25 protein-coding genes and 1 tRNA gene are annotated in these 24373 nt (G+C 72.4%); 10 read left to right on the top strand and 16 right to left on the bottom strand.

What is annotated here, in order from left to right:
- The first annotated feature begins 63 nt into the window (after nucleotides 1-63).
- A complete protein-coding gene (locus ACIRBY_RS21110; protein WP_403902325.1) occupies nucleotides 64-567 on the top strand; it encodes a hypothetical protein in 504 nt (167 codons plus the stop codon).
- Nucleotides 568-584: 17 nt separating this feature from the next.
- Here ACIRBY_RS21110 and ACIRBY_RS21105 read toward each other — a convergent pair whose 3' ends face one another.
- Together ACIRBY_RS21105 and ACIRBY_RS21100 are read right to left on the bottom strand one after the other, a co-directional pair.
- On the bottom strand, nucleotides 585-812 hold the full coding sequence (locus ACIRBY_RS21105; protein WP_403902323.1) for a DUF2277 family protein: 228 nt from the start codon (nucleotides 810-812) through the stop codon (nucleotides 585-587).
- A gap of 7 nt (nucleotides 813-819) precedes the next feature.
- Complete coding sequence (locus ACIRBY_RS21100; RefSeq protein ID WP_403902322.1) at nucleotides 820-1458, bottom strand: hypothetical protein; 639 nt, start codon at nucleotides 1456-1458, stop codon at nucleotides 820-822.
- A 112-nt stretch (nucleotides 1459-1570) separates the two neighbouring features.
- Between ACIRBY_RS21100 and ACIRBY_RS21095 the strand changes: the two genes are divergently transcribed.
- On the top strand, nucleotides 1571-1645 hold the full coding sequence (locus ACIRBY_RS21095) for a 50S ribosomal protein bL37 (RefSeq protein ID WP_099895366.1): 75 nt from the start codon (nucleotides 1571-1573) through the stop codon (nucleotides 1643-1645).
- Nucleotides 1646-1707: 62 nt separating this feature from the next.
- Here ACIRBY_RS21095 and ACIRBY_RS21090 read toward each other — a convergent pair whose 3' ends face one another.
- Nucleotides 1708-1935 (bottom strand): hypothetical protein, encoded by a 228-nt coding sequence (locus ACIRBY_RS21090; protein WP_403902320.1) that lies wholly within the window; start codon nucleotides 1933-1935, stop codon nucleotides 1708-1710.
- Between the two features lie 177 nt (nucleotides 1936-2112).
- Nucleotides 2113-2187 (bottom strand) — tRNA-Val (locus ACIRBY_RS21085).
- Nucleotides 2188-2208: 21 nt separating this feature from the next.
- Between ACIRBY_RS21085 and ACIRBY_RS21080 the strand changes: the two genes are divergently transcribed.
- From ACIRBY_RS21080 to ACIRBY_RS21070, 3 genes are all read left to right on the top strand, one after another.
- Nucleotides 2209-3537 (top strand): hypothetical protein, encoded by a 1329-nt coding sequence (locus tag ACIRBY_RS21080; protein WP_403902369.1) that lies wholly within the window; start codon nucleotides 2209-2211, stop codon nucleotides 3535-3537.
- 362 nt (nucleotides 3538-3899) lie between these two features.
- On the top strand, nucleotides 3900-4604 hold the full coding sequence (locus ACIRBY_RS21075) for a DUF4383 domain-containing protein (RefSeq protein ID WP_403902319.1): 705 nt from the start codon (nucleotides 3900-3902) through the stop codon (nucleotides 4602-4604).
- 9 nt (nucleotides 4605-4613) lie between these two features.
- The gene (locus ACIRBY_RS21070) at nucleotides 4614-4817 is read left to right on the top strand and encodes a zinc ribbon domain-containing protein (RefSeq protein ID WP_390689145.1); all 204 of its coding nucleotides are present in this window, start codon (nucleotides 4614-4616) and stop codon (nucleotides 4815-4817) included.
- Nucleotides 4818-4860: 43 nt separating this feature from the next.
- On the opposite strand, the gene ACIRBY_RS21065 is transcribed toward ACIRBY_RS21070, so the two are convergent.
- Genes ACIRBY_RS21065 through ACIRBY_RS21050 form a run of 4 tightly spaced genes read right to left on the bottom strand, consistent with a single transcriptional unit; the run spans nucleotide 4861 to nucleotide 10197 of the window.
- Nucleotides 4861-5520, bottom strand: a complete 660-nt coding sequence (locus ACIRBY_RS21065; RefSeq protein WP_403902318.1) for an O-methyltransferase — start codon at nucleotides 5518-5520, stop codon at nucleotides 4861-4863.
- Entirely contained in the window at nucleotides 5517-6338 is an 822-nt protein-coding gene (locus ACIRBY_RS21060; RefSeq protein ID WP_403902317.1) for an HAD family hydrolase, read from the bottom strand. Before ACIRBY_RS21060 ends, ACIRBY_RS21065 begins: the two co-directional genes overlap by 4 nt.
- Complete coding sequence (locus ACIRBY_RS21055) at nucleotides 6335-8989, bottom strand: phosphoribosyltransferase (RefSeq protein ID WP_403902316.1); 2655 nt, start codon at nucleotides 8987-8989, stop codon at nucleotides 6335-6337. Before ACIRBY_RS21055 ends, ACIRBY_RS21060 begins: the two co-directional genes overlap by 4 nt.
- 23 nt (nucleotides 8990-9012) lie before the next feature.
- A complete protein-coding gene (locus ACIRBY_RS21050; protein WP_403902315.1) occupies nucleotides 9013-10197 on the bottom strand; it encodes an HpcH/HpaI aldolase/citrate lyase family protein in 1185 nt (394 codons plus the stop codon).
- Between the two features lie 194 nt (nucleotides 10198-10391).
- On the opposite strand from ACIRBY_RS21050, the gene ACIRBY_RS21045 reads away from it, so the two are divergent.
- Nucleotides 10392-11162 (top strand): TerD family protein, encoded by a 771-nt coding sequence (locus ACIRBY_RS21045; protein WP_403902314.1) that lies wholly within the window; start codon nucleotides 10392-10394, stop codon nucleotides 11160-11162.
- Nucleotides 11163-11206: 44 nt separating this feature from the next.
- Here the strand turns inward: ACIRBY_RS21045 and ACIRBY_RS21040 are convergent, their stop codons facing one another.
- The 6 genes from ACIRBY_RS21040 to ACIRBY_RS21015 all read right to left on the bottom strand — a co-directional run bounded on the left by ACIRBY_RS21040 (nucleotide 11207) and on the right by ACIRBY_RS21015 (nucleotide 15753).
- On the bottom strand, nucleotides 11207-11956 hold the full coding sequence (locus tag ACIRBY_RS21040) for a Tellurium resistance (protein WP_366453147.1): 750 nt from the start codon (nucleotides 11954-11956) through the stop codon (nucleotides 11207-11209).
- Between the two features lie 132 nt (nucleotides 11957-12088).
- Entirely contained in the window at nucleotides 12089-13225 is a 1137-nt protein-coding gene (locus ACIRBY_RS21035; RefSeq protein WP_403902313.1) for a DUF475 domain-containing protein, read from the bottom strand.
- A 25-nt stretch (nucleotides 13226-13250) separates the two neighbouring features.
- Nucleotides 13251-13826 carry a TerD family protein gene (locus tag ACIRBY_RS21030; protein ID WP_344155774.1) on the bottom strand — a complete coding sequence of 192 codons (576 nt, stop codon included), beginning with the start codon at nucleotides 13824-13826 and terminating at the stop codon, nucleotides 13251-13253.
- Nucleotides 13827-13947: 121 nt separating this feature from the next.
- Nucleotides 13948-14523, bottom strand: coding sequence for a TerD family protein (locus tag ACIRBY_RS21025; protein WP_042816748.1), 576 nt, complete (start codon nucleotides 14521-14523; stop codon nucleotides 13948-13950).
- A 122-nt stretch (nucleotides 14524-14645) separates the two neighbouring features.
- The gene (locus tag ACIRBY_RS21020; RefSeq protein WP_366453158.1) at nucleotides 14646-15104 is read right to left on the bottom strand and encodes a peroxiredoxin; all 459 of its coding nucleotides are present in this window, start codon (nucleotides 15102-15104) and stop codon (nucleotides 14646-14648) included.
- A 223-nt stretch (nucleotides 15105-15327) separates the two neighbouring features.
- Complete coding sequence (locus ACIRBY_RS21015) at nucleotides 15328-15753, bottom strand: DUF3052 domain-containing protein (RefSeq protein ID WP_395509257.1); 426 nt, start codon at nucleotides 15751-15753, stop codon at nucleotides 15328-15330.
- Nucleotides 15754-16198: 445 nt separating this feature from the next.
- Here ACIRBY_RS21015 and aceE point away from each other — a divergent pair, with 445 nt between their 5' ends.
- Together aceE and ACIRBY_RS21005 are read left to right on the top strand one after the other, a co-directional pair.
- Nucleotides 16199-18946 (top strand): pyruvate dehydrogenase (acetyl-transferring), homodimeric type, encoded by a 2748-nt coding sequence (gene aceE / locus ACIRBY_RS21010; protein ID WP_403902310.1) that lies wholly within the window; start codon nucleotides 16199-16201, stop codon nucleotides 18944-18946.
- Between the two features lie 95 nt (nucleotides 18947-19041).
- Nucleotides 19042-19848, top strand: a complete 807-nt coding sequence (locus tag ACIRBY_RS21005; protein ID WP_403902309.1) for an ion channel — start codon at nucleotides 19042-19044, stop codon at nucleotides 19846-19848.
- Here ACIRBY_RS21005 and ACIRBY_RS21000 read toward each other — a convergent pair.
- Together ACIRBY_RS21000 and ACIRBY_RS20995 are read right to left on the bottom strand one after the other, a co-directional pair.
- Nucleotides 19829-20212 carry a peptidase inhibitor family I36 protein gene (locus tag ACIRBY_RS21000; RefSeq protein ID WP_403902308.1) on the bottom strand — a complete coding sequence of 128 codons (384 nt, stop codon included), beginning with the start codon at nucleotides 20210-20212 and terminating at the stop codon, nucleotides 19829-19831. The genes ACIRBY_RS21005 and ACIRBY_RS21000 overlap by 20 nt on opposite strands.
- A gap of 199 nt (nucleotides 20213-20411) precedes the next feature.
- Nucleotides 20412-21992: an MFS transporter gene (locus ACIRBY_RS20995; RefSeq protein WP_403902368.1), complete on the bottom strand. Its 1581-nt coding sequence runs from the start codon at nucleotides 21990-21992 to the stop codon at nucleotides 20412-20414.
- A 142-nt stretch (nucleotides 21993-22134) separates the two neighbouring features.
- On the opposite strand from ACIRBY_RS20995, the gene ACIRBY_RS20990 reads away from it, so the two are divergent.
- Together ACIRBY_RS20990 and ACIRBY_RS20985 are read left to right on the top strand one after the other, a co-directional pair.
- Nucleotides 22135-22803: a TetR/AcrR family transcriptional regulator gene (locus ACIRBY_RS20990; RefSeq protein WP_403902307.1), complete on the top strand. Its 669-nt coding sequence runs from the start codon at nucleotides 22135-22137 to the stop codon at nucleotides 22801-22803.
- Nucleotides 22804-23094: 291 nt separating this feature from the next.
- Entirely contained in the window at nucleotides 23095-24264 is a 1170-nt protein-coding gene (locus tag ACIRBY_RS20985; protein ID WP_403902367.1) for an alpha/beta hydrolase, read from the top strand.
- Nucleotides 24265-24373 lie beyond the last annotated feature (109 nt).

The raw sequence follows: 24373 nt of genomic DNA, 5'->3' as shown, positions 1-24373 counted from the left end.
TCGAACCGGCGTCACATCCACATCCCCGACGCGCCGTTCCGAGAAGCCCGAGGAGATCCCGCCATGCCCCCCACGCGCATCCGGCATCGCCTGACCGGAGTCGCCGCCGCGACACTGGTCGTCGCAGCCGCCGCACCCGCCACGCTCGCCTCCGCCGCACCCGCAGGCGGCGCGACCCCCTCCGCCACCGTCTCCCCCGGCACCGTCTCCCCCGGCGGCCGCGTCACCCTCAACGTCGACGGCTGCTCGACCCGCACCGGGCGGGCGTCCTCCCGCGTCTTCAACGCCGTCACGCTGGCCCCGGGCAGCGCGAACGCCTCGAACCTCTTCGGCTCGGCCACCGTCTTCAGCGACGCCACGCCCGGCTCGTACCCCGTCGCCTTCGAGTGCGGCGGCCGTCGGGTCACCGTCACCCTCCAGGTCTCCCCCGGCGCGGCCCGTGGCGGCCTCGGCGGCAGCATGGACTCCGTGGGCCGGGGCCAGATCGCCGTCGGCGGCGCCCTCGCCGCCGGTGCGCTCGGCGCCGGCATCTGGATGCTGCGCCGCCGCGCGGCGGAGGCCCGCTGAGCCGCCCTTCCCCGGCCTCAGACGGCGGCCGCGGCCTGCCCGCGCACCTTCACCCCGTCCAGGAGCAGCCGCGTCGCGTCGGCCACGGCGTCCACGGCGGCGTCGAACACCTCGCGGTTGTGCGCGGCGGGCACCCGGAACCCGGAGACCTTCCGTACGTACTGGAGCGCGGCCGCGCGGATCTCCTCCTCGGTGGCTTTCTCGGGGATGGCGGGCGGACGCAGGGTCTTGATGGAGCGGCACATACCTCCACTATGGCCGCACGGACGGGAGCTCCGCCCCGGAGAGCCTCATGATGAGCCCGGCCTGCAGCCGTCCCCGCAGGTCCGGGTCGGCGACCTCCTCCAGCAGGGCGATCGCCTGCCGGGTGCTCTCCGCGACCCGCCGGTCCTCCCTCAGGGAGGCGGTCTGGGCGGCCATGTAGCGCAGGGCGATGTCGGCCCGCCGGTGGAACAGCTGCCCGACCAGGGTGACGACCAGGCCCACGGAGCTGGTCACCACCCCGATGTAGGCGTCCCCGGCGGTCTCGGCCTTCCACACCCCGAGCCCGATCCCGAAGAGCAGCACGGCCGCACCGGCCCCGGCGAACCGCTGGCTGGTCGCGAAGCTGCTGCGCGCCTGCGCCAGCCCGTAGGCGTAGTACTCGACCAGCATCGGGGTGAAGTCGTCGTGCCGGTCCCCGGACCCGTCCCCGTGCCCCGTCGAGGCGTCCACCAGCCGGGGATCACCCGCCCCGGGCGGCTGCTCCCCCAGCTGGGCGAGCAGCCGCTCCCGCTCCGCGTCCCGCTCCCGCTCGAACCGCTCCCGCCCCGGCCACCACACGAGCCCCAGCCCGCCGACCGCCAGCCCGAAGGCGCCGACGGCCCAGACCCACTCCCCGACACCGGCCACACCCATCACCCCCGCGGGATGGTCCCCGTCCCACCGCGCGGGAAACCGGCCCGGATCCTAGACTGACGAACGCCCGGAATGTCCGCTAGCAGGAACCCGAGGGAGACGCCCGATGGCCAAGCGAGGGAACAAGAAGCGCGCCCGCAAGAAGAAGAAGGCCAACCACGGAAAGCGCCCCAACGCCTGACCGCAGCCGACACACCCCGAAGCCCCCTGGCCGCGACCGGCCGGGGGGCTCGCAGACGGGGATCACCTCCCAGGTACGCCGAGAAGACCCGGCCCGCTGTCGACGGGGAGCACACCGGTCCCGACGACCGTCCGGACCCGCGGCAGTCCCGCCGCCGACGCCGGCGGCGCCGGCACCCACAGGGACGCGATGCCGGCGGCGATGAAGGCGGCCGAGGTCAGGACCATCATGTAGCGGAACATCCGCCGCTTCACCGGCGCGGGCCCCGCGGTGTGGCCGTGATGGGACATGGCTGCTGCTCCTCTCCCGTTCCCGTCGCCCCGCCGTCCGGCGCGACCGGACCTCAAGTAAGCCCGCCGCTGGCACCCCCCGTCACGCCCCGCAAGAACGTGACTTGACGAACCCAACAAGAAAGGCCCAGGCTCCCCGAAACACCGGGTGACCTGGGCCTTCATCGCGTTCACGACTGGTGGGCGCGGACGGTTTCGAACCGCCGACATCTGCTTTGTAAGAGCAGCGCTCTACCCCTGAGCTACGCACCCGTGGACGAGTGGACAGCCTACATGGCGGGCGCACCCCCCACGCAAACCCGTTGCCTTGGGGGACAATGGACCGGAGCTTGGCGGACGGGGCACGGGAGAGGGATTGTGACGACGGCACCCCGGCGGTGGTTCGGCGGGCGGGACGAGAGTCGGCGGGCGGACGCCCAGGCGGCCAAGGACGCCGCCGCGGCCGCGTTCTACGAGTTGGACACCGCCCAGCGGGACCTGCGGATCTCGATGGAGACCATCGCCGCCGCCGACGGTTCTCCCGCCGCGCGGCAGGCAGCCGAGGGGTTCACCGCGCTCGGGCGGCGCATCGACGAGGTCAGCCACACCTACATCGAGGCCGTCGACGCGCACGACCTGGACCGGGTCGACCTGGAGGGGTCCGTCGCCGGGCAGGCCAGGCAGCAGCTGACGCGGGCCCGGGACGAGCTCGTCCGGGTCAAGGGGGAGCTGGAGCGGTTCGCGCAGGGGCTGCAGCCGCTGCTGGACAAGGCGGAGACGCAGCTGGCCCGGGTGGCGCCGGCGCGGGAGCGGGCGAAGGCGGCGCTGCTGGCCGCGAGCGACGCGCTGGACGCCGTACGGGCCACGGGGATGCGGGCCGACGACCTGGCGGCGCGCCTGGCCGCGCTGGGGCCCGAGCTGACGAAGCTGAACCAGGGCGCCGCGCAGCACGGGGTGCAGGAGACCGTGCAGCGGGCCGACCGGATCCTGCGGGACGCGGAGGCGATACGGGCCGAGGCGGAGCGCCTGCCGGAGCGCGCGGCGGAGATCGACCGGCGGCTGGTGAGCCTGCGGACCCGGGCGCAGGCGCTGCGCAACCGGGCGGACCGGGTGGATCCGGTGCTGAGCGAGCTGCGCCGCCGGTTCAGCGCGGCCTGCTGGCAGGACCTCCAGCACGTCCCCGACCAGGCCGTGCGGGACGTCGCGCAGGCCGAGGAGCGTCTGGCGGAGGCGGGCCGGGCGCGCGAGGAGCAGCGCTGGGCCGATGTGACGGCTCTGGTCGAGGCGGTGCGTACGGGACTGGACGCCACCGACGAGGCGGTGTCCGCCGCGCAGGACCGGCTGGCGCGGCTGGAGGCGGTGGCGCGGGACCCGCAGGCGGAGGTGCAGCGGACCCGGTTCGCGATCCGGGACGCGCAGCGCCTGGCGATGGAGGGCCGCAGCGTGCCCGATCCGCGGCACGCGCGGCCGCTGGACGAGTCGGTGGCCCGCATGGAGCGGGCGCTCGCCGGGCTGGAGGGTCGCCACCCCGACTACTGGCACTTCCTCCAGGAGCTGGAGGAGGTACGGGCGACGGTCGCCCGGGTGGTGGCCGACATGCGGGGACGCCGCGCCGGCGGGTAAGGGCCGCCCGGTGGGGACAACGGCGCGCCGGCCCGGGCGGGATGCTGAGGGCCGGCCGGTGACGGCGGGCCCTCGGGTGCGGACGGGCCGGCCGGTGACGTCGGGTCCTCGGGTGCGGACGGGCCCGCCGGTGTGACGGACGGGCCCGCCGGTGTGACGGCGGGCCCGCGGGTGCGGACAGGCCCGCCGGTGTGGCGGGTGGACTGCCCGAGGCGGGTGGACTGCCCGAGGCGGGTGGGCTGCCGGAGGCGAGGGGCTGCCGGAGGCGGGGGGTGGCCCGGGCGGGGAAGGGTTCGGAGTTGTCCGGGGGCGGGGTTCGGCGGATGCTGGAGGGTGCCGGGAACGGAACCGAGGAGGGCGCCATGGCTGCCCACACTTTCCACAGGCCCCGCGAGCGCCACGCACCCCCCGCGCCCCAGGAGTCGTACGCGCCGCACGCGGCGTACGGGTGCACCGAGCCGCACGAGCACTACGCGCCCTACGTCGCCCACGAGCCCTACGGGCCGCCCCCCGAACCGCACGGCCCCGGGCTGGTGCAGAAGATGCTGCACCCCGTCAACGCCAGCCTCGACGAACACCTGCCCATCGACCACAAGCTGAGCAAGGTCTACCGGGTCGGTGCCGGACTGACGGGCCTGCTGCTGATCGTCTTCGGGATCCTGGGACTGGTCCACCGGATCGGGTTCTTCGACACCGGCGGAGACACGGTCCTGGCCCTGAACACCAACGGTGCGCTGAGCGTGCTGTCGATCTGCATCGGGGCCCTGCTCGTCGCCGGGATGGTGATCGGCGGGACCTTCGCCTCCACCCTCAACATCACGCTGGGGCTGCTCTTCATCGCCAGCGGGTTCGTCAACCTGGCCCTGCTGGACACCGAGCTGAACGTCCTGGCCTTCAAGATCCAGAACGTGCTGTTCAGCTTCGTCGTCGGCGTGATGCTGATGTGGTTCGGGATGTACGGCCGGGTGGGCAGCGCCCTCCCGCACGACAACCCGTACTGGCGCGCCCGCCACCCCGAACAGGCCGCCCGGGAGGAACGCGCCCGTGGCGGGGCGGCGGCTCTGTAGCCTGTGCGCATGCCTCGTTACGAATACCGCTGCCGGACCTGCGACGACACCTTTGAGGTCAGCCGTCCGATGGCCGAGTCGTCCGCGCCCGCCGACTGCCCGGCCGGGCACGCCGACACCGTCAAGCTGCTCTCCGCCGTCGCCGTCGGCGGGACCGGCGCCGCCCCCGCGCCCTCCGGCGGGGGCTGCTGCGGCGGGGGCGGCTGCTGCTGATCGGGGCCCCGGGGCGCACAGCCCCCGGCGGCCGGTCCGGCCGCTAGCGCTTGCGCGACAGGGTGAGGCCGTCTGAGACGGCCAGCAGGACGGAGTCCATGCGGGTGTCCGCCATGACGTGCTCGTTGAACGCGCGGACGCTCGCACCCCTGCTGTCGGGCGACTCGTCGAGCACCGTCCCGTGGAAGAGGGTGTTGTCCGTGACGATCAGGCCGCCCGGCCGCAGCCTCGGTACGAGTTCCTCCCAGTAGAGGATCTGGTTCTGCTTGTCCGCGTCGACGTAGGCCAGGTCGATGTGCGGTTCGGCCGGCATGGCGCGCAGCGTGTCCAGGGCGGGGGCGATGCGCAGGTCGATGCGGTCCGCGACGCCGGCCGCCTCCCAGGCCTCGCGGCCGTACGCGGTCCACTCCTCCGACACGTCGCAGGCGATCAGGCGGCCGTCCGCCGGGAGGGCCTGGGCCATGGACAGCGCGGAGAAGCCGGTGAAGGTGCCGACCTCGACGACGTGCTTCGCGCCCGTCAGCCGGACCAGGAAGGCCAGCAGCGGCCCCTGCTCCTCCGCCGACTGCATGCCGGCGGACTCGGGGAACTTCTCCCAGGTGGTGGCGACCAGCCCCCGCTGGATCTCGTCCAGCGGGGGGTTGTGCGCGAGGACGTAGCGGTAGAGCTCGTCGGTGATCTTGGTGCTGTTGCCCTTGGTCATGCGGTCAGTGTCGCAACCGCCCGGCCGAAGGAGCGGACGATCTCCTCACCGGCGAGTACACCGGCCTCGTGCAGGGCCGTCACCGTCGGCGCCGTCCACCCCGCGTCGGCCAGTTCGCCGTGCCCCGGCCGCCAGGCCCGGTCGGCCGCCAGCAGCAGGTCGGCGTCGAGCAGCGAGTCGCCGGCGGCGAGGGTGGTGTGGGCGCCCGTGCGGCGGGCGACCTCGCGCATCGCGGCACTCTTGGTCAGCGGGCGCGGCACGGCGTAGATCTTGCGGCCCTGGAGGGAGACGGTCCAGCCCCGCTCCTCGGCCCAGCGGGTGAGGGCCTTGAGCCACTCGTCGGGGACCAGTGCCCGCTCGACGACCAGGTACGCGAAGAGGTCCTCCGCGACCCGGGCCTTGCGCAGCCACTGCGGGTCGGACACGTCCAGCAGGTGCTGCTGGACCTCCTCCAGCGGGGCGCACTCCTCGGCGAGCCGCCGGGCCACCGCGCGCCGCCAGTCCCGGTCGGGCACGCCGTCCACCAGCAGCTGCCCGCCGTTGGCGCAGATCGCGTACGGGGCCGGGGGCCCGGGGAAGCGGATCCGCTGGTACTGCTTGCGCGTGCGGGTGGTGGTCGGGACGAAGACCGCCGCCGGGTCGGCGGCCAGTTCGGCGAGCAGCGCGGCCGCCGTCTCCGTCATGAAGGACAGCGGCCTGCCCTCGTGCACCTCGACGCACAGCAGCCGGGGGGCCTGCGGGTCGGGCATGGTCAGGCCGAGGGCGGCCGCCGAGTAGATGAGCGTGCGGTCGAGGTCACTGGCTACGAGGACGGTCACTTGGCTGCCACTGCCTTTCCGTCGGCGCCCGTGGCGCCGCGCGTGAAGCGGGGGTGGATGAGTCCTACACAGGTGTACGGGAGGTCGTCGACCTCCTCGACCGGCACGCCGCGCTGCCCCGCGAGCAGGCGGACGTGGTCCAGGTCGGAGCCGGCGCCGCGCTGGGCCAGGATCTTCCACGGCACGCGGCGCAGCAGAACGCGGGTGGTCTCGCCGACGCCGGGCTTGACCAGGTTCACGTCGTGGATGCCGTACTCCTCGCTGATCCGCTCGACCGCCGCCCAGCCCACCCAGGTCGGGGTGCGGTCGGCGGCGAGGAGTTCCTTGACCTCGGCGTCGACGGCCTCGGCGACCTCGTCGAAGCGGGCGGCGACGGCGTCCACGAAGGCGCCCGAGACGTCGGCGCCGGCCAGCTCCCGGTAGAACTTCGCGCCGTGGAAGTCGTCGGGACCGACCAGGTCGGACCGGAGCACCGTGCGCGAGACCAGCCCGGAGACGGTGGAGTTCAGGCAGGCGGAGGGGATCAGGAAGTCCTCGCGGGTGCCGTACGTCTCCACGCAGGCGCCGGGGTCGGCGAGGACCACGATCTCCGGGTTGAAGCCCTCGAAGCCGGCCAGGGCCTCGCGCAGTTCGCGCGTGATGGCGCCCTTGCCGGTCCAGCCGTCCACGAACACCACGTCGGCCGGGTCGTGGTGGGCGGCGAGCCAGCGCAGGGCGTTGGCGTCGATGCCGCGGCCGCGCACGATGGAGACGGCGTAGTGCGGCAGGTCGAGGCCGTGCCGGGCGGCGGCCCAGCGGCGCATCAGCACCCCGACGGGGGTTCCGGCGCGGGCCAGGGACACCAGCACCGGGGAGGGGGAGCGCTCGGCGAGCACGGTCTCGGTGACGGTGCCGACGGCGCGGGCCACACGGGCGGCGGAGGCGGCCAGGGCGTCCTGGTAGAGCGTCTGGTAGCGCTCGGAGGGCTGGTACTCGACGGGCAGGGACTCGGCGTAGTGCGCGCCGCCCGCCTGGATGGCCTCCTCGCGCTCCTCGGTCGGTGCCTCCAGCTCGACGGCGGAGAGGTCCTGGAGCAGCCAGCCGACGTCCTCGGGGGCGTACGAGGAGAACGCCGGCCCCCGCAGGGGCTCCGGCAGGGTCGGCTCGGGCATGGTCGGCTCCTGCCGGTGGGGTGCGCCGGGTATGCCGGGCGCGTACGAGGGGACGACGGCCAGCACGACGCGGCCGGTGTGGGGGGCCAGGGCGGCGAGCAGCCCGGTGTGCAGCCCGGGGGTGTCGCCGGCGGAGTCCACGACGGCGACGACGGCGTCGAAGCCGGCGCCGGCGACGTTGTAGGCGTAGCGGTCGCCGGGGCCGTCGGCCGGGGCGTCGTGCGCGGGGAAGACGAGCCGGGTGCGGATGGCGTAGCCGGGGTCGTCGACGGCGAGGACGGGCGAGCGGGTGGTCGAGGAGAACCTCACCTCGTCCGCCGCCCCGGACTCCTCCAGGGCCGCCGCGAGGCGCAGCGGGGCGTACATCAGCTCCTCGTTGCCGAGGACGAGGACCCTGCCGGGCCGCTCGCCCAGCCGGGCGGCGACCTGCCGGGCGAGGGCGGGCAGGGCCGCCTCCAGCGCCTCGCGGTGGCCGGGGGTGAAACCGTGCCGTCCCCCGTCGGGGACCCCGTCGGGCCACTCCAGGACGACGCGGACACACGGGCCCCCTGCGGGGTCGCCCGCGGGGTCGCCCGCGGGGTCGCCCGCGGCGGGGGTGCTCGCGGCGCGGCCGTCCCCGGCGGAGCCGGCCCGGGCGGGGTCATCCCCGGCGGCCGCCCCGGCAGCGCCCCCCAGGGGGTCACCCGCGCGGTCGCCCCGGGCGCGGACGACCCCGGCGGAGGCGGCCCCGTCGGTCGGTTCGGCCGGGCCGTGGGCCTCGTGTTCCTCTACCAGGGCCTGGCCCCTGGCCAGGACGCCCTCCGGGAGGGAGACCGTGCCGGAGGCCAGGGCGACGAGGTCGACCCGAGCGTCCAGCTCGGCGGCGAAGGCGGTGAGGCGGTCCCGGTCGGCGGCGGAGCGCATGTCGACGAGGGCGACGACCACGTAGTGGCGGCGCGGGTGGCGGGCGTGCAGGTCGCGGATGGTGTTCAGGACGGTGTTGCCGGTGGAGAACTCGTCGTCGACGAGGACGAGCGGCCCGTCGCCCGCCAGCAGCTTCGGGTCCTCGGGCAGCAGCAGGTGCGAGGTGGCGTGCGAGTGCGCCTCCTCGAAGCCGCCGGCGGGCCGCATCCCGGGCACCGGGCGGCGCGTGGAGTGCAGGTACGGGGCCGCGCCCAGGCCGTCGGCGACGCAGTGGCCGAGCCCGGTGGCGGTCTCGGCGTAGCCGAGGACCAGGGCGCAGGCGGCGCGGTCGCCGAGGAGCTCCCGGACCCGCTCCCCGAGCCCGTACCCGGCGGCGTAGACGGTCGCGGGCGACTGCGGGACGTGCTTGCCCAGTACCTGGGAGACCAGCAGGTGGGCCCGCTTGGGGTTGCGTCGCAGCGCCAGCCCGAGCAGCTCGGCGAGCCGGGCCGCGCCCTGCGGGCCCTCGCCCTCCGGGCCCTCCAGGCGTACGCCCAGCCGCTGCGCCACCCAGGTCCCCGACCACTGCGCGTCGATCGTCTTGCCCTTCATCGCCATCCTCGTCGTCCGCTGCGGCCCGCTCACAGCTGGAGCCCGGCCGTCAGGAGGTCGACGAAGCCGACCTCCTCCTTCGCCACACCGAAGACCTCGGCGCGCAGCATGGTGCGCTCGGCCCAGGCCCGGTGGGGCTTCACCTCGTTCATCTTGTTCGTGTAGGCGGAACGCATCACTCCGCCGCCGTCGCGCTCGGGCCGCAGGATGTCCTGGGCGTCGCTGAACTCCTCGTGGGAGACCACCGACAGCGCGTGGACCGGCGTGACGTGGGCGGGGTGGATGCAGGTCTTGCCCAGCAGCCCGTTGGCGCGGTCCAGCTCGACCTCGCGCAGCAGCCCGTCCAGGTCGTGTTCGATCAGGGCGGTGCGCAGTTCCTCGACGCCTTCCTCCAGGAAGGGGCTGCGGCGCAGCTGCGGCTTGAAGAGGCGCTGCTGGCTGCGGAAGTACTCCCAGACGGGGCCGGTGACGGTGAAGCCGGTGCCGTCGGCGCGGCTGAGGACGTTGACCACGTCGGCGATGACGCCGGCCACGATCTGGACGTCGTACGCGGTCATGTCGGGGGTGCGGCGCAGTCCGTACACGGAGCAGAAGTCCGTGACGCCCAGGCGCAGGGCCAGGACCCGCTCGCGGTGGCGGTCGACCGTGCGCGCGATGCCGGCGAGGGCCCCGGCCCGGGTTTCGAGGTGGAGGAGGTCGGGGGTCTCCAGGACGGGCATGGCGTACAGCCGGGGCAGGCCGCTCACGGCCTCGGCGTGGGCCACGGCGTCGAGGAAGCCCGTTCCCCGGTCCTCCGTGAACTTCGGAAGTACGAATCCGGCCAGGTTCCGTGCGGATCCGCCGAGGCGGCGGACGAGGTCGGGTATCTGCTCGGGCGTGCGGACGCGGATGAAGAGGAGCGGGAGCTCCCCGGCGGCGGCGTCCGCGCCGAGTCCGGCGTCGAGCTCCGCGAACTGGCGGACGAGGTTCTCCTCGCCGTCGACCACGTCGGCGTCGCTGATGGAATCCTCCAGGCAGAGGACCATCGAGACCACGCCGCGCCCGGCCTGCTTGCGGATGTCGGCGGCCAGGCGCGGCCGGGTGGCCGGGCTGTAGAGGGTGGCCCCGAGCGCGGCGGCGAGGGTGCGGGCGGGAGAGGCCAGCGTGAACTCGGCGGGCTCCTGGTGGAAGAGGCCCTCACGGACCGTGGGCGATATGTGCCCGAAGTGACGCATGTGCTTCCCCCGTACTGCCTCAGAGGCCCGACTGGCGTGGCCGGTAATAGTACGTACGAACGTGAGTCAAGAGTTCCTCAAGCACATGAAGTTCCGGTAACCCTCTCGCACAATGCCCAGCTCCACCCTTCCGGACAAGGCCCTACGGGGGGCCGCATTGTTCCTCCCCCGCCCGGGAGGGCAGGATGACGGGCATGACGCACGCGATGCAGAAGGGCTCGAACATCCCGGTGGCCGCCACGGCGGTCCGGGCGGTGCTGCGCTGGACCACCGGGCCCGAGGTGCCGGACGTGGACGCCTCCGCGCTGCTCGTGGGGGCGGACGGGCGCGTGCGCTCGGACGAGGACTTCGTGTTCTACAACCAGCCCCGCCACCCCTCGGGGTCCGTCTGGCGCCTGGGCAAGAAGCAGGTGGGCGACGGGGTGACCGACGCGGTCCAGGCGGATCTGCGGGCCGTCCCCCCGGTCGTGGACCGGATCCTGGTGGTGGCCTCCGCCGAGGACGTGCCCTTCCAGCGGGTCCACGACCTGCGGATCCAGCTCTACGACGCCTCCCCCGGCGCCGGCGCGGAGCCGCTGGCCCACTTCGACGTGCGGCCGGAGACGGGCGCCGAGACGGCGCTGATGTGCGGCGAGCTCTACCGCCGGGGCGAGGGGTGGAAGTTCCGCGCGCTGGGCGAGGGCTACTCCAACGGCCTGGTGGGGCTGGCGACGGACCACGGGATCTCCGTCGACGAGAACGCCGCCGAGGGCGCCCCCGCGGCTCCCCCGGCCGCCGCGGGGGCCCAGGACGACCGGACCGCCGCCATGCGCCCGCCGGCGCCCGCCCCGGTCACCCAGGCCCCGCCGCCCGTCCAGCCCGCGTACGGCTACCCGCAGCAGGTCTCCCCGGTTCCCGTGCCGGCACCGGGCGGGGACCCGTCGTTCCGGCTGCCGGTGCAGGGCCCGCAGTTCATCCGCCGCTGACGGCCGGGGCGGCGCCGCCTCGGCCGGGGCGGCGCCGCCGGGGCTCAGGCCTTCGTCTTGTAGCCCCGGCCCCACTGGAGCCCCCAGCCGTACAGCCGGTCGAGCTCGGCCTGGAACCCGTACACGAACTTCACCTCGCGGCGGACGACCAGCTCGCCCTTGACGTTCTGGAGGGAGACCACCGCGCAGGAGCGCGCCTGCGGGTGGCGCTCCTCCAGGGGGATCTCGATCCTCGGGCCCGCGGTCGGGTAGAGGGTGACCAGGGCGTGCGTGCGGTCGAAGGCCGGGGTCTGGTCGTAGATGTAGACGAAGACCAGCAGCCGCTTGATCTGGTCGGCGTGGTCGAGGTTGACGTAGAGGGTCTCCCCGGAGGGGGAGCCGAACCGGTCGTCCCCGCTGAGCTTCACGTACGGCGGGTCGTTGAGGTCGCCGAGCAGGTTGCCCAGCGGCTGTACGGCGCCGCGGGTGCCGTCCGCCAGCTCGTACAGGCACCCCATGTCGAGGTCGACGTTGACCATGCCCTGGGTGTGGGCCTGCACCATGTCGGGCTTGAACAGCTTGAACGGGTGGCGGAACAGCTGCCCGCTCTGGCCGGAGCGGCCGCCGATGTCCGAGGTGCGCATCCGCCAGGAGAGGTTCACCCGGAGGTTGCCGTGGACGGCCTGCTGTTTGGTGAGCGAGACCGTCGGCTGCCGTTTGGTCAGCTCGATGGCGTTCGACGAGGCGTTGCCCGAGTCGAACCGCATGGCTCGGGCGCCCCTGACCCCGTCGAAGAACCCGTCGAAGAACCCCATGTACCCCAACCCCCCTGGTCGGTCCGTGCGCGGATATGCCGCGGGGCGGCCGCGCGGTCCCGTGGGATCCGCGCGGCCGCCCCGCCGAAGAAGAGACGGCTCCTGTAGGAGCGTTCCGCAATCGGGGCCGGGTCACACCCCGGCGCCGACCTCCGCGGGCTCTCCGTCGCCGCCCTCGGCCTCCAGCCGCTTGTTGCGGCGGACGGAGGACCAGAAGGACCAGGCGATCAGCACGACGCCGACGAGGCCCGTGATGACCTCGTTGATCTCGTACTGGATGGTGACGAGCAGGATCACGGCGAGGGCGCCGATGGCGTAGTGCGCGCCGTGCTCCAGGTAGACGTAGTCGTCGAGGGTGCCCTGGCGGACCAGGTAGACCGTGAGCGACCGGACGTACATGGCACCGATGCCGAGGCCGAGGGCCATGAGCACGATGTCGTTGGTGATGGCGAAGGCGCCGATGACCCCGTCGAAGGAGAACGAGGCGTCGAGGACCTCGAGGTAGAGGAACATGAAGAACGCGGCCTTGCCGGCCATGGCGACGGCCGAGACGGGCTTGCCGCTCTTCTTGGCCGCTTCCTCCGCCTCGTGCTCGGCCTCCTCCTCTTCCTCCAGCCTGTTCTCGAAGTAGCCGGAGAGGCCGCCGACGATCATGTAGGTGATCAGGCCGAGGACGCCGGAGACCAGGACGGTCTGCGCCTTGTCCACATGGACCCCGCCGTGCTGGTGGGCCTGGGTGGCGAAGGTCATCGAGGTGATGACGAGGATGATCAGCGCGATGCACGCGGACAGCATGTCGATCTTGCCGAGCTTGGCGAGCGGGCGCTCCAGCCAGGCGAGCCACTTGATGTCGCGGTCCTCGAAGATGAAGTCGAGGAAGATCATCAGAAGGAACATGCCGCCGAAGGCGGCGATGGACGGGTGGGCGTCCGTGACGAGCTGCTGGTACCTGTCCTTGTCGGTCATCGCGAGATCGACGGCCTCCAGGGGCCCGATCTTGGCGCTGATCGCGACGATCACGACGGGGAAGACCAGGCGCATGCCGAACACGGCGATGAGAACGCCGACCGTGAGGAAGATCTTCTGCCAGAAGGCATTCATCTTCTTCAGGATTCCGGCGTTGACCACCGCATTGTCGAAGGACAGCGAGATCTCGAGGATCGTCAGGATCGCCACGATCCCAAAAGCGGTCCACCCCCCGTAGAACACCGCTGCGACCAGACCGAGCGCAGTGACTGCGAACGACCAGCCGAAGGTTTTGAGAACCACTGGCACCCCATCGTCTTGTACGGCTTTACGAAACGTTGACCCCGAAGTCTAGAGCGATGCCCCGCAGGCCCGACGCGTACCCCTGTCCCACCGCACGGAACTTCCATTCGCCCCCGTAGCGGTAGACCTCGCCGAAGATCATCGCCGTTTCGCTGGAGGCGTCCTCGGTCAGGTCGTAGCGGGCGAGTTCCTGGTCGTCCGCCATGTTCACCACACGGATGAAGGCATTGCTGACCTGGCCGAAGCTCTGCCGGCGGCTGTCCGCCTCGTGGATGGAGACGGGGAAGACGATCTTGTCGACCTGGGCCGGGACCTTCGTGAGGTCGATGATGATCGACTCGTCGTCGCCCTCGCCCTCACCGGTGAGGTTGTCGCCGGTGTGCTCGACGGAGCCCTCGGGGCTCTTCAGGTTGTTGTAGAAGACGAAGTACTGGTCGCCGAGCACCCGGCCGTCGCGGCAGAGCAGCGCGCTGGCGTCGAGGTCGAAGTCGGCCCCCGTGGTCGAGCGCGCGTCCCATCCGAGGCCGATCAGAACCCGGGTGAGGTTCGGTGCCTGCTTGGACAGGGAGACGTTGCCCCCCTTGGCGAGTGTGACGCCCATGATGTGGTCCTCCCCGAACGACGTGGTGATGGTGGCCGCGCCACCCGGCTCCATGGTGGCAAAGCCGGTCCGGCGCCGTACACAGAGGTGCACGGCGCCGGACGGACGAACTTCTGTCGGCTCAGACGTTGACGCCGAAGTCCTGCGCGATACCGCGCAGACCCGAGGCGTAACCCTGGCCGATGGCGCGGAACTTCCACTCCGCGCCGTTGCGGTACAGCTCGCCGAAGACCATGGCGGTCTCGGTGGAGGCGTCCTCGGAGAGGTCGTAGCGGGCGAGCTCGCTGTTGTCGGCCTGGTTCACGACGCGGATGTAGGCGTTGCGGACCTGGCCGAAGCTCTGCTGGCGGCTCTCGGCCTCGTAGATGGAGACCGGGAAGACGATCTTGGCGACGTCGGCGGGGACGCCGGCCAGGTTGACCTTGATCGCCTCGTCGTCGCCCTCGCCCTCGCCGGTCAGGTTGTCACCGGTGTGCTCGACCGAGCCGTCCGGGCTCTTCAGGTTGTTGAAGAACACGAAGTTCGAGTCGGTGGCGACCTTGCCCTGGTCGTTGGTCAGGATCGCGCTGGCGTCGAGGTCGAAGTCGACACCGGTGGTGGTGCGGGCGTCCCAGCCCAGACCGACGATGACCGCCGTCAGGTTGGGCGCGGCCTTGGTCAGCGAGACGTTGCCGCCCTTGCTGAGGCTGACTCCCACGAGTCCTCCATTGGTGTGTGTGGGGCGGTGCCCCGCGTGCGTTGCTAACGGATCAACGTTTCGATCCTAGTGACGGGTTCCCGCCCGCAGGCGGTTTTCACGGCGAACCCGTCGGCAAGTCCTCAGAGGCTGTCGAGGGCCTTGATGTACTCGTTCAGGTCACGCGCGTCGGGCAGCCCGTTGACGACGCTCCAGCGCACGACGCCGTCCTTGTCGATGACGAAGGTGCCGCGGACCGCGCAGCCCTTCTCCTCGTCGAAGACGCCGTACGCGCGGGAGGTCTCCCCGTGCGGCCAGAAGTCGGAGAGCAGCGGGTACTCCAGGCCCTCCTGGTCGGCGAAGACGCGCAGGGTCGGCACCGAGTCGTTGGAGACGGCCAGCAGCTGGACGTCGTCGTTCTGGAAGCGGGGCAGCTGGTCGCGCAGCTCGCAGAGCTCGCCGGTGCACACGCCGGTGAAGGCGAACGGGTAGAAGAGCAGCACGACGGCCTTCTCCCCCCGGAAGTCGGAGAGCCGCACGGTGGCGCCGTGGTTGTCCTTGAGCTCGAAGTCCGGGGCCTTGTGTCCGACCTCGATCGCCATCTCTCGCATCCCTTCGTTCCTGCGGTCCCGCACGGGGCCGTTCGGGTGAGACCCACCCTAAGGCCGGTCCCGGCCGATCGGGCCGCCGACGGGCCGTGGCACGCCGCGGCGGGTGCGGCCGGCGCCGGCGCGGCAGAACCGCGGGGCCCGGAAACGCGCACACCCCGCCGGGCCCGGTGCGATCCGGGTCGGCGGGGTGTGCGTCCGCTCGGCTGCGGGGCGGCTACTTCTTGGACTTGGCCGCCTTCGGCGTCACCAGCTTGGTGGAGGTCCACTCCTTGCCGACGGGCAGGCCCTTGGCCAGCGAGAGACCGGCGGTCTCGGCGGCCTCGCTGATGTCGCTGGCCTCGACGTAGCCGTCACGGCCCGTCTTGGGGGTCAGCAGCAGGATCAGTGCGCCGTCCTCGACCAGCTCGGTCGCATCGACCAGGGCGTCCGTCAGATCGCCGTCCTCGTCGCGGAACCACAGCAGCACCGCGTCGGCGACGTCGTCGTAGTCCTCGTCGGCGAGCTCACTGACGAGGTCCTCGACGGTTTCACGGAATTCCTGATCGACGTCCTCGTCGTAGCCGATCTCCTGGACCACCTGTTCGGACTGGAAACCCAGCCGGGCGGCCAGGCTCTCCGCGTGGTCCGCGGTCGCGCTCACGGGGTGCCTCCTGCTCATGTTCGGTGAATGTCTTTCGGCGGCGCGCGTACGCGCAGCATTGGGCGTAGTCCACACGGGCGCGGCGGATCGCGCAAGTACCCGGCCGCCGAGACCGTCGAAACGGTGACGATTGCGGCCGTCTCGCCGCAACTTTCGGGGTTCCCGAGGGGACCACCGGTGATTCATCCCACACCATTCCAGCCCATTCGGCATCGCAGAGGACTTTCCTACCTGTTTGAGGGACGAACGTCCTTACGAACCCGGTGATCGTCCTGGGCGTAAGGTTGCGATTTGGCCCCGCCGCGTCCAGGACCGGTACGGCCCGCCCGGCGCTCCTTCCCCGCTCCAGGTGTTACCCAGTGGTAGAGGTGAAGATTTCGCCCGGGCGTAAGACCATGGGAGGCGGCGACCCAAGGCACGACTCCCCTGACAGCGAAGGAACAGCGTGGCTTCCGCATCCGATCGCAATCCGATCATCATTGGCGGCCTGCCGAGCCAGGTCCCGGACTTCGACCCGGAGGAGACCAAGGAGTGGCTCGACTCCCTGGACGCCGCCGTCGACGAGCGGGGCCGTGAGCGCGCCCGCTACCTGATGCTGCGACTGATCGAGCGGGCCCGCGAGAGGCGCGTGGCCGTCCCCGAGATGCGCTCCACGGACTACGTCAACACCATCGCGACCAAGGACGAGCCCTTCTTCCCCGGCAACGAGGAGATCGAGCGCAAGGTCCTCAACGCCACCCGCTGGAACGCCGCCGTCATGGTGTCGCGCGCCCAGCGCCCGGGGATCGGGGTCGGCGGGCACATCGCCACCTTCGCCTCCTCCGCCTCCCTCTACGACGTGGGCTTCAACCACTTCTTCCGGGGCAAGGACGAGGGCGACGGCGGCGACCAGATCTTCTTCCAGGGCCACGCCTCCCCCGGTATCTACGCCCGCGCCTACCTCCTCGACCGGCTCACCGAGCAGCAGCTCGACGCGTTCCGCCAGGAGAAGTCGAAGGCGCCGTACGGCCTGTCGAGCTACCCGCACCCGCGGCTGATGCCGGACTTCTGGGAGTTCCCGACCGTCTCGATGGGCCTCGGCCCGCTCGGCGCGATCTACCAGGCCCGGATGAACCGGTACATGGAGGCGCGCGGCATCGCCGACACCTCCAGGTCCCACGTCTGGGCGTACCTCGGCGACGGCGAGATGGACGAGCCGGAGTCGCTGGGCCAGCTCTCCCTGGCCGCCCGCGAGGGCCTGGACAACCTGACCTTCGTCGTCAACTGCAACCTCCAGCGCCTCGACGGCCCGGTGCGCGGCAACGGCAAGATCATCCAGGAGCTGGAGTCGATCTTCCGCGGCGCCGGCTGGAACGTCATCAAGCTGATCTGGGACCGCTCCTGGGACCCGCTGCTGGCCCAGGACCGCGACGGCATCTTGGTCAACAAGATGAACTCCACCCCCGACGGGCAGTTCCAGACGTACGCCACCGAGTCGGGCGCGTACATCCGCGAGCACTTCTTCGGCGGCGACCAGCGGCTGCGCGCGATGGTCGAGAACATGACCGACCGGCAGATCCAGCACCTGGGCCGCGGCGGCCACGACCACAAGAAGGTCTACGCGGCCTACGCGGCGGCCAAGGCCCACAAGGGCCAGCCGACGGTGATCCTGGCGCAGACGGTCAAGGGCTGGACGCTCGGCCCGAACTTCGAGGGCCGCAACGCCACGCACCAGATGAAGAAGCTGACGGTCGACGACCTCAAGCGCTTCCGCGACCGGCTGCACATCCCGATCACCGACGCGCAGCTGGAGAGCGGCGCCCCGCCGTACTACCACCCGGGCCGCAACTCGCCCGAGATCCAGTACATGCACGACCAGCGCAGCGCCCACGGCGGGTACGTGCCCACCCGCGTGGTGCGCGCCAAGCCGCTGGTCCTGCCGGACGACAAGGCCTACGCGGCCGCCAGGAAGGGCTCGGGCCAGCAGTCGATCGCCACCACGATGGCCTTCGTCCGCATCCTGAAGGACCTGATGCGGGACAAGGAGATCGGCAAGCGCTTCGTGCTGATCGCGCCCGACGAGTACCGCACCTTCGGCATGGACGCCTTCTTCCCGAGCGCCAAGATCTACAACCCGCTGGGCCAGCAGTACGAGGCGGTCGACCGCGACCTGCTCCTCGCGTACAAGGAGTCCCCGACCGGCCAGATGCTGCACGACGGCATCTCGGAGGCCGGCTGCACGGCCTCGCTGATCGCCGCGGGTTCGGCGTACGCGACGCACGGCGAGCCGCTGATCCCGGTCTACGTCTTCTACTCGATGTTCGGCTTCCAGCGGACGGGTGACCAGTTCTGGCAGATGGCCGACCAGTTGGCGCGTGGTTTCGTCCTGGGTGCGACCGCCGGCCGGACCACCCTGACGGGTGAGGGCCTCCAGCACGCCGACGGTCACTCCCAGCTGCTGGCGTCGACCAACCCGGGCTGCGTGGCGTACGACCCGGCCTACGGCTACGAGATCGCGCACATCGTCAAGGACGGCCTGCGGCGCATGTACGGCCCGACGGAGACGAACGAGCCGGGCGAGGACGTCTTCTACTACCTGACGGTCTACAACGAGCCGATCCGGCACCCGGCCGAGCCGGCGGACGTCGACGTGGACGGCATCCTCAAGGGCATCCACCGCGTCTCGCAGGGCACCTCGGGCGCCATCGGGGCGCAGATCATGGCCTCGGGCGTGGCGGTGCCGTGGGCGCTGGAGGCGCAGCGGATCCTGGCCGAGGAGTGGAACGTCCGGGCGGACGTCTGGTCGGCGACCTCCTGGAACGAGCTGCGCCGCGAGGCCGTCGCGGTGGAGGAGCACAACCTGCTCCACCCGGAGGAGGAGCAGCGCGTCCCGTACGTGACGCGGAAGCTGTCGGGCGCCGAGGGGCCGTTCGTGGCGGTCTCGGACTGGATGCGCGCGGTGCCGGACCAGATCGCGCGCTGGGTGCCGGGGACGTACACCTCGCTGGGCGCGGACGGTTTCGGCTTCGCCGACACGCGGGGCGCGGCGCGGCGCTTCTTCCACATCGACGCCCAGTCGGTGGTCCTGGCCACGCTCACCGAGCTCGCCCGTGAGGGGAAGATCGACCGCTCGGCGCTGAAGCAGGCCGTCGACCGGTACCAGCTGCTGGACGTCGCGGCCGCCGACCCCGGCGCGGCGGGCGGGGACGCGTAGCCGCGGCGGGACGGACGCGGGAGGAGTCACTCTTCCGTGGGGGCGCTGGGACACCTGTCCCAGCGCCCCCTTCCGCTGTACCTACGATGATCCGCATGAAGGAAACCTCCCGCCAGGCGCGGTGGGAGCGCCGTACTCAGGTCCCCCTGCTGGTGCTCGCCGTGGCATTCGCCGTCGCCTACGCCGTGCCCATCGTCGCGCCGGACGCGGGAGAGGGGGTGCACCGGGCCTGCACCCACGCGGAGTGGGCCGTGTGGGCGGCCTTCGCGGTGGACTACGTGGTGCGGCTGGGGCTGTCGGCCAACCGCCGGGTCTTCGTCCGGACGCACTGGCTGGACCTGGCCGCGGTGGTGCTGCCGCTGGTGCAGCCGCTGCGGCTGCTGCGGCTGGTGGCGACCCTGATGCTGGTGGGGCGGCGGGCCCGGATGGCCCCGCAGATCCGGCTGACCACGTACGTGGCGGGTGCCGTGGTCGGGCTGCTGATGTTCGGCTCGCTCGCGGTGCTGAGCGTGGAGCGGGACGCGCCGAACGGGAACATCAAGAACCTGGGCGACGCGGTGTGGTGGTCCTTCACCACCATGACCACGGTCGGGTACGGGGACCACTCCCCCACCACCGGGCTGGGCCGGGTCCTGGCGGTGGGGCTGATGCTGTCGGGGATCGCCCTGCTCGGTGTGGTGACCGCCAACATCGCCGCCTGGTTCATCGCCCGTTTCGAGCGCGACGACCAGGTGGAGCGGCTCCAGCTGGCGGCCGTCCGGGAACTCCAGGAGGAGGTGCGGGCGCTGCGGGCCGAGGTCGCGCGGCTGGGCCACGGCTCCCGGTGCGCGATGCCCGCCCAGGCCGCCCCGGGGCCCGAGCCGGCCGCCGGCCAGGCGGGGCCTACCGCTCCCACACCTTGAACGCCCTGACCTGGTAGGGGGACTGGGGCAGCCAGACCCCGTCACCGGGGTAGGTCTGGAACTCGCCGGTCTCCGCGCACTCGGCCGACTGGTACGTGGTCACCGGGCGCCCGGTGCGGTTGGCGAGGGACTGGAAGCCCGCCTTCGGCGGCAGGGTGGTGCAGCTGTTGATGTCGAGGGTGCTGAGGTCGTAGGTCTGCTTGGTGCCCTTGAAGTCGGGTTTCGCCCACAGGCACAGCTCTCCCGTGGCGCAGGGCGGGGCCCCGGCGGCGTGCGCGCCGCCGGCGGTGGACGGGATGAGGGCGCAGGCGGCCAGGAGGGCGGCGGCGAGGGTGGTGACGCGTGCGGTGCTCCACGTACGCATGACGGGGTCAACTCCTTGTGGACGTACGGGCCCCGGACCGTTTCCGAGGACTCCGTGGCACCACGCTGACCTGCGAGGACGTACGAGCGGAAGAGGCCGCGGGCGGGTCCACCCTGATAGGCGACAGCCCCGCCGCGGGGCTGCGGCGGGGCTGTGGCGGGCGCGGGGTTGACGCGGCCGTGACGGCGGGCGGTCCGGCTCAGATGTGGGCCGCGCCCGCCCCGGCCGCGGCGTTCTCACCGCGCTTGGTGAAGCAGGCGACGACCGCGGCGAGGGCCGCGACCACCGCGGCGCAGGTGAAGGCCGTGCTCATGCCGGAGACGAAGGTCTCGTGCGCGACGGTGGAGATGCTCTGCGCGACCGGTTCGGGCACCCCCGGCGGGACGGGGGCGATGCCGACCTGGACGCCCCGCTCCGCGAGTCCCAGCTGCTCGGGGGTGAGCGGGGGCAGGCCCGCGCCCTTCCAGTTGTCCCCGAACGTGTCACTGACCTCGGCGGCCATGACCGCTCCGAGGACGGCGGTGCCGAGGCTTCCGCCGACCTGCATGGCGGCCTGCTGGAGCCCGCCGGCCACGCCGGAGAGCTCCAGCGGGGCGTTGCCGACGATGACCTCGGTGGCACCGACCATGACGGGCGCGAGGCCCAGGCCCAGGAGGGCGAACCAGAGGGACATGGTGAGGGTGCCGGTGTCCGGGGTGAGGCGGGACATCCCGACGCAGGCGACGGCCGTGGCCACCATGCCGGCGACGAGCGGGACGCGCGGGCCGACCCTGGTGATGGCGGCGCCGGCCAGCGGCGAACCGATGATCATCATGCCGGTGAGCGGCAGCAGGCGCAGTCCGCTGTCGACCGGGCTCATCCCGTGGACGTTCTGCAGGTAGAAGGTGACGAAGAACAGGCCGCCCATGAAGGCGAAGGCCATCAGCACCATCAGCACGGTGCCCGCGGACAGCGCCGCCGAGCGGAACATGCCGAGCGGGATCAGCGGCTCGGAGACCCGGGTCTCCCAGAAGGCGAAGAGGCCGAAGCACACCAGGGACCCGAGCAGGAAGAGCAGGGTCTTGGCATCGCCCCAGCCCCACTCGGCGGCCTTGATCAGCGCCCAGATCAGGGAGAACATCGCCGCCGACAGCAGCACGATGCCGGGCAGGTCGAAAGAGCGCGGGGCGTTCTCCGCGCGGTGGTCGAGCAGGATGAACAGTCCGAAGAGCAGCGCGACGACGCCGACGGGCACGTTGATGAAGAAGACGGACTGCCAGCTGACGTGCTCCACGAGCAGGCCGCCGACGATGGGCCCGGCCGCGGTCGAGGCGCCGATGACCATGCCCCAGATGCCGATGGCCATGTTGAGCTTCTCGGCGGGGAAGGTGGCGCGCAGCAGGCCGAGGGCCGCGGGCATCAGCAGGGCGCCGAAGAGGCCCTGGGCGACGCGGAAGCCGATCACGAGCCCGACCCCGTCGGACAGCCCGATCACCGCCGAGGAGAGACCGAAGCCGGCGATGCCTATGAGGAAGGTCTGGCGGTGGCCGAAGCGGTCGCCGAGCTTGCCGGCGGTGATCAGGGAGACCGCCAGGGCCAGCAGGTAGCCGTTGGTGATCCACTGCACCTGGGCCAGGCTGGCGCCGAGGTCCTTCTGGATCGCGGGGTTGGCGACGGCGACGATCGTGCCGTCGAGGGTGACCATCATGACGCCGATCGCCACGGCGAACAGCGTGAGCCACGGGTGGCCGCGCAGACCGGAGCGGACCGGTGACGGACTCGATTCCTTGGCAAGGGTGATCTGACCAGTCATGCCCAGCAGATTAGTGACAGCGACTGACAGTTCACAAACGGCTTAACGCGGCAGTGGCTGTCAGCTCCGTCACAGGTACCCTGACCGCTCACTCAGCGTCAGATTCAGCATCAGAGAGGACCCCGCGGTGATGACCGACGAGCGGCCCGCCCCGGCGGCCGGACTGCGCGAGCGCAAGAAGCGGCGCACCCGGGACGCGCTGCTGCGCGCGGCGCTGCTCCTGTTCATCTCGCAGGGGTACGAGCGGACGACCGTCGACGAGATCACCGAGACGGTCGAGGTCTCCCAGCGCACCTTCTTCCGCTACTTCGCGAACAAGGAGGAGGTCGCCTTCGCCGTCCAGGACCTGGTCGAGTCCCACTTCGTCGACGCGCTGGGCGCCCGCCCGGCCGGGGAGCCGCCGCTGGAGGCCATGCGGGGCGCCGTGCTCGCCGCCTGGGACACCCTGGACGAGGCCCTCTCCGAGGTGGTCCCCGTCGACCTGTACATGCAGGCCTACCGGCTGATCGAGTCCACGCCGGCCCTGCTCGCCGTCCACCTGCGGCGCTCCACCGAGCTGGAGGAGAGGATCGCGCGGCTGATCGCCGACCGCGAGGGGCTCGACCTGGACGCCGATCCGCGGCCCCGGGTCGCCGTCGCCGCGTTCTCCGGGGTGATGCGGGTCACCGGGAGGCTCTGGGGGCAGGGCGAGGACGTCAGCGTGAGCGCGATCCGCCGGATGACCGAGGCCTACCTCGACCAGATCGGCCCCGCCCTGGCGGCGGACTGGCGCCGGCCGGCGCCCGCCGACGGGGCCTGAGGCCCGGCCGCCCGCGGAGTCCGACGGGGCTGCCGGGCGCCTTCGGCCGACGGTCCGGAGCATCCGACGGCGAGTTCCGGCCACCCCGCGAAGATCTCCAACGGCCCCCGCCGCAACGGAGCGTGACCGCGCGGGGCGATGCGTACCACGGTCGGCCGTGAGTCCTGTCACCCCTGGCACCACTGGCTCCAGGGGTCTCTTAGTCTGGCTCCAGTGAACCTGCCCGGCCGCCCCGCCCACCCCACCGCCGACGCCCCCGTCGACGCCCCCGTGCGTCCGGCCGTCCTGCGCATGCTGCTCGCGCTCGGCGTCGTCTTCCTCATGCTGGCGACCACCGGCTGGACCGCCGTGCACCGCCCGGAGACCGCGGTTCCGGCGCGGGCCGCCGCGCTCGCCGCGTGGGCCACGGCGCGGGTCGACGGCCGGCCGGTGCCCGCGGCCGACGCTCCCGTACGGACGGTCGCGCGCTTCTTCGCCGACCTCGACACGACCCGGCGCAACCACCTCGCCGACGGCTACCCGCTCGTGGTCGGCACCCTCGACGGGGTGCCCGCCGCGACCCGCTACCGGGCCAACCACAACGCGCTCACCCAGACCGCGCGGCTGGAGGAGGCCCGCGGCAAGGACGTGGCCCTCACCCCGGCCGACCGCGCCAACGCCATACGCCGGGCCCACCGCTTCGAGTCCCTCGCGGCGGGCGACCGGCAGATCCTGCTCTTCGACCCCACCGGCGACGGCCTGGTCGCCGAGGTCTTCGGCGACCTCGACGGCGCCCGCCGGGTCTCGGTGATCGTCCCGGGCGTGGACACCGACGCCCTCACCTTCGAGCGCAGCCAGCGCCGGCTCACGGCCCCCGCCGGCATGGCGCAGTCCCTGTACGAGGCCCAGCGCGCGGCCGCGCCCGACGCCCGTACGGCCGTCATCGCCTGGGCCGGCTACGTGGCCCCCACCGGCGTGGGGGTGGACGCCGCCACCGGCCGGCTCGCCGGCCTCGGGTCCGTGCGGCTGGCGTCGCTGGCCGCCGCCCTGCCGGGGGACGCGAGCGTGGCCCTGTTCTGCCACAGCTACGGGTCCGTGGTGTGCGGGGTGGCCGCGCACGCGCTGCCGGAGCGGGTGACCGACGTGGTGGTGGCGGGCAGCCCCGGCATGCGCGTGGGGAACGCCGCGGAGCTGCACACCTCGGCGCGGGTGTGGGCCACCCGGGCCGAGGGCGACTGGATCGCCGACGTCCCGCACCTGGAGGTCGGCGGGGTCGGCCACGGGGCGGACCCGGTGTCGCCCGCGTTCGGCGCACGGCTGCTCTCGTCCGCCGGGGCGCACAGCCACACCGGCTATTTCGAGCCAGGCACGGCCTCGCTGGAGAACTTCGCCAAGATCGGAACCGGCGGTTTCGGTTCCGTCGCGTGCGCGAACGGCGGCGACGACTGCCGGAGCGGGATCTCCGGCACGGACGGTGACTGACCGCTCCCTGACGGGTGCCTGAGGGACGCCTGACGGGTGTCCGATGCACCACAGACCCGTAGCAAGTCGAAAAATCGGGCCGGATGACGAGGGGGACGCGCGGGGGCGC

It is taken from the genome of Streptomyces sp. NPDC096136 (assembly GCF_044763325.1).
Lineage (GTDB): Bacteria > Actinomycetota > Actinomycetes > Streptomycetales > Streptomycetaceae > Streptomyces.
Note: the sequence above shows the minus strand (reverse complement) of the source record. Positions and strands in the feature narration are given on the sequence as shown.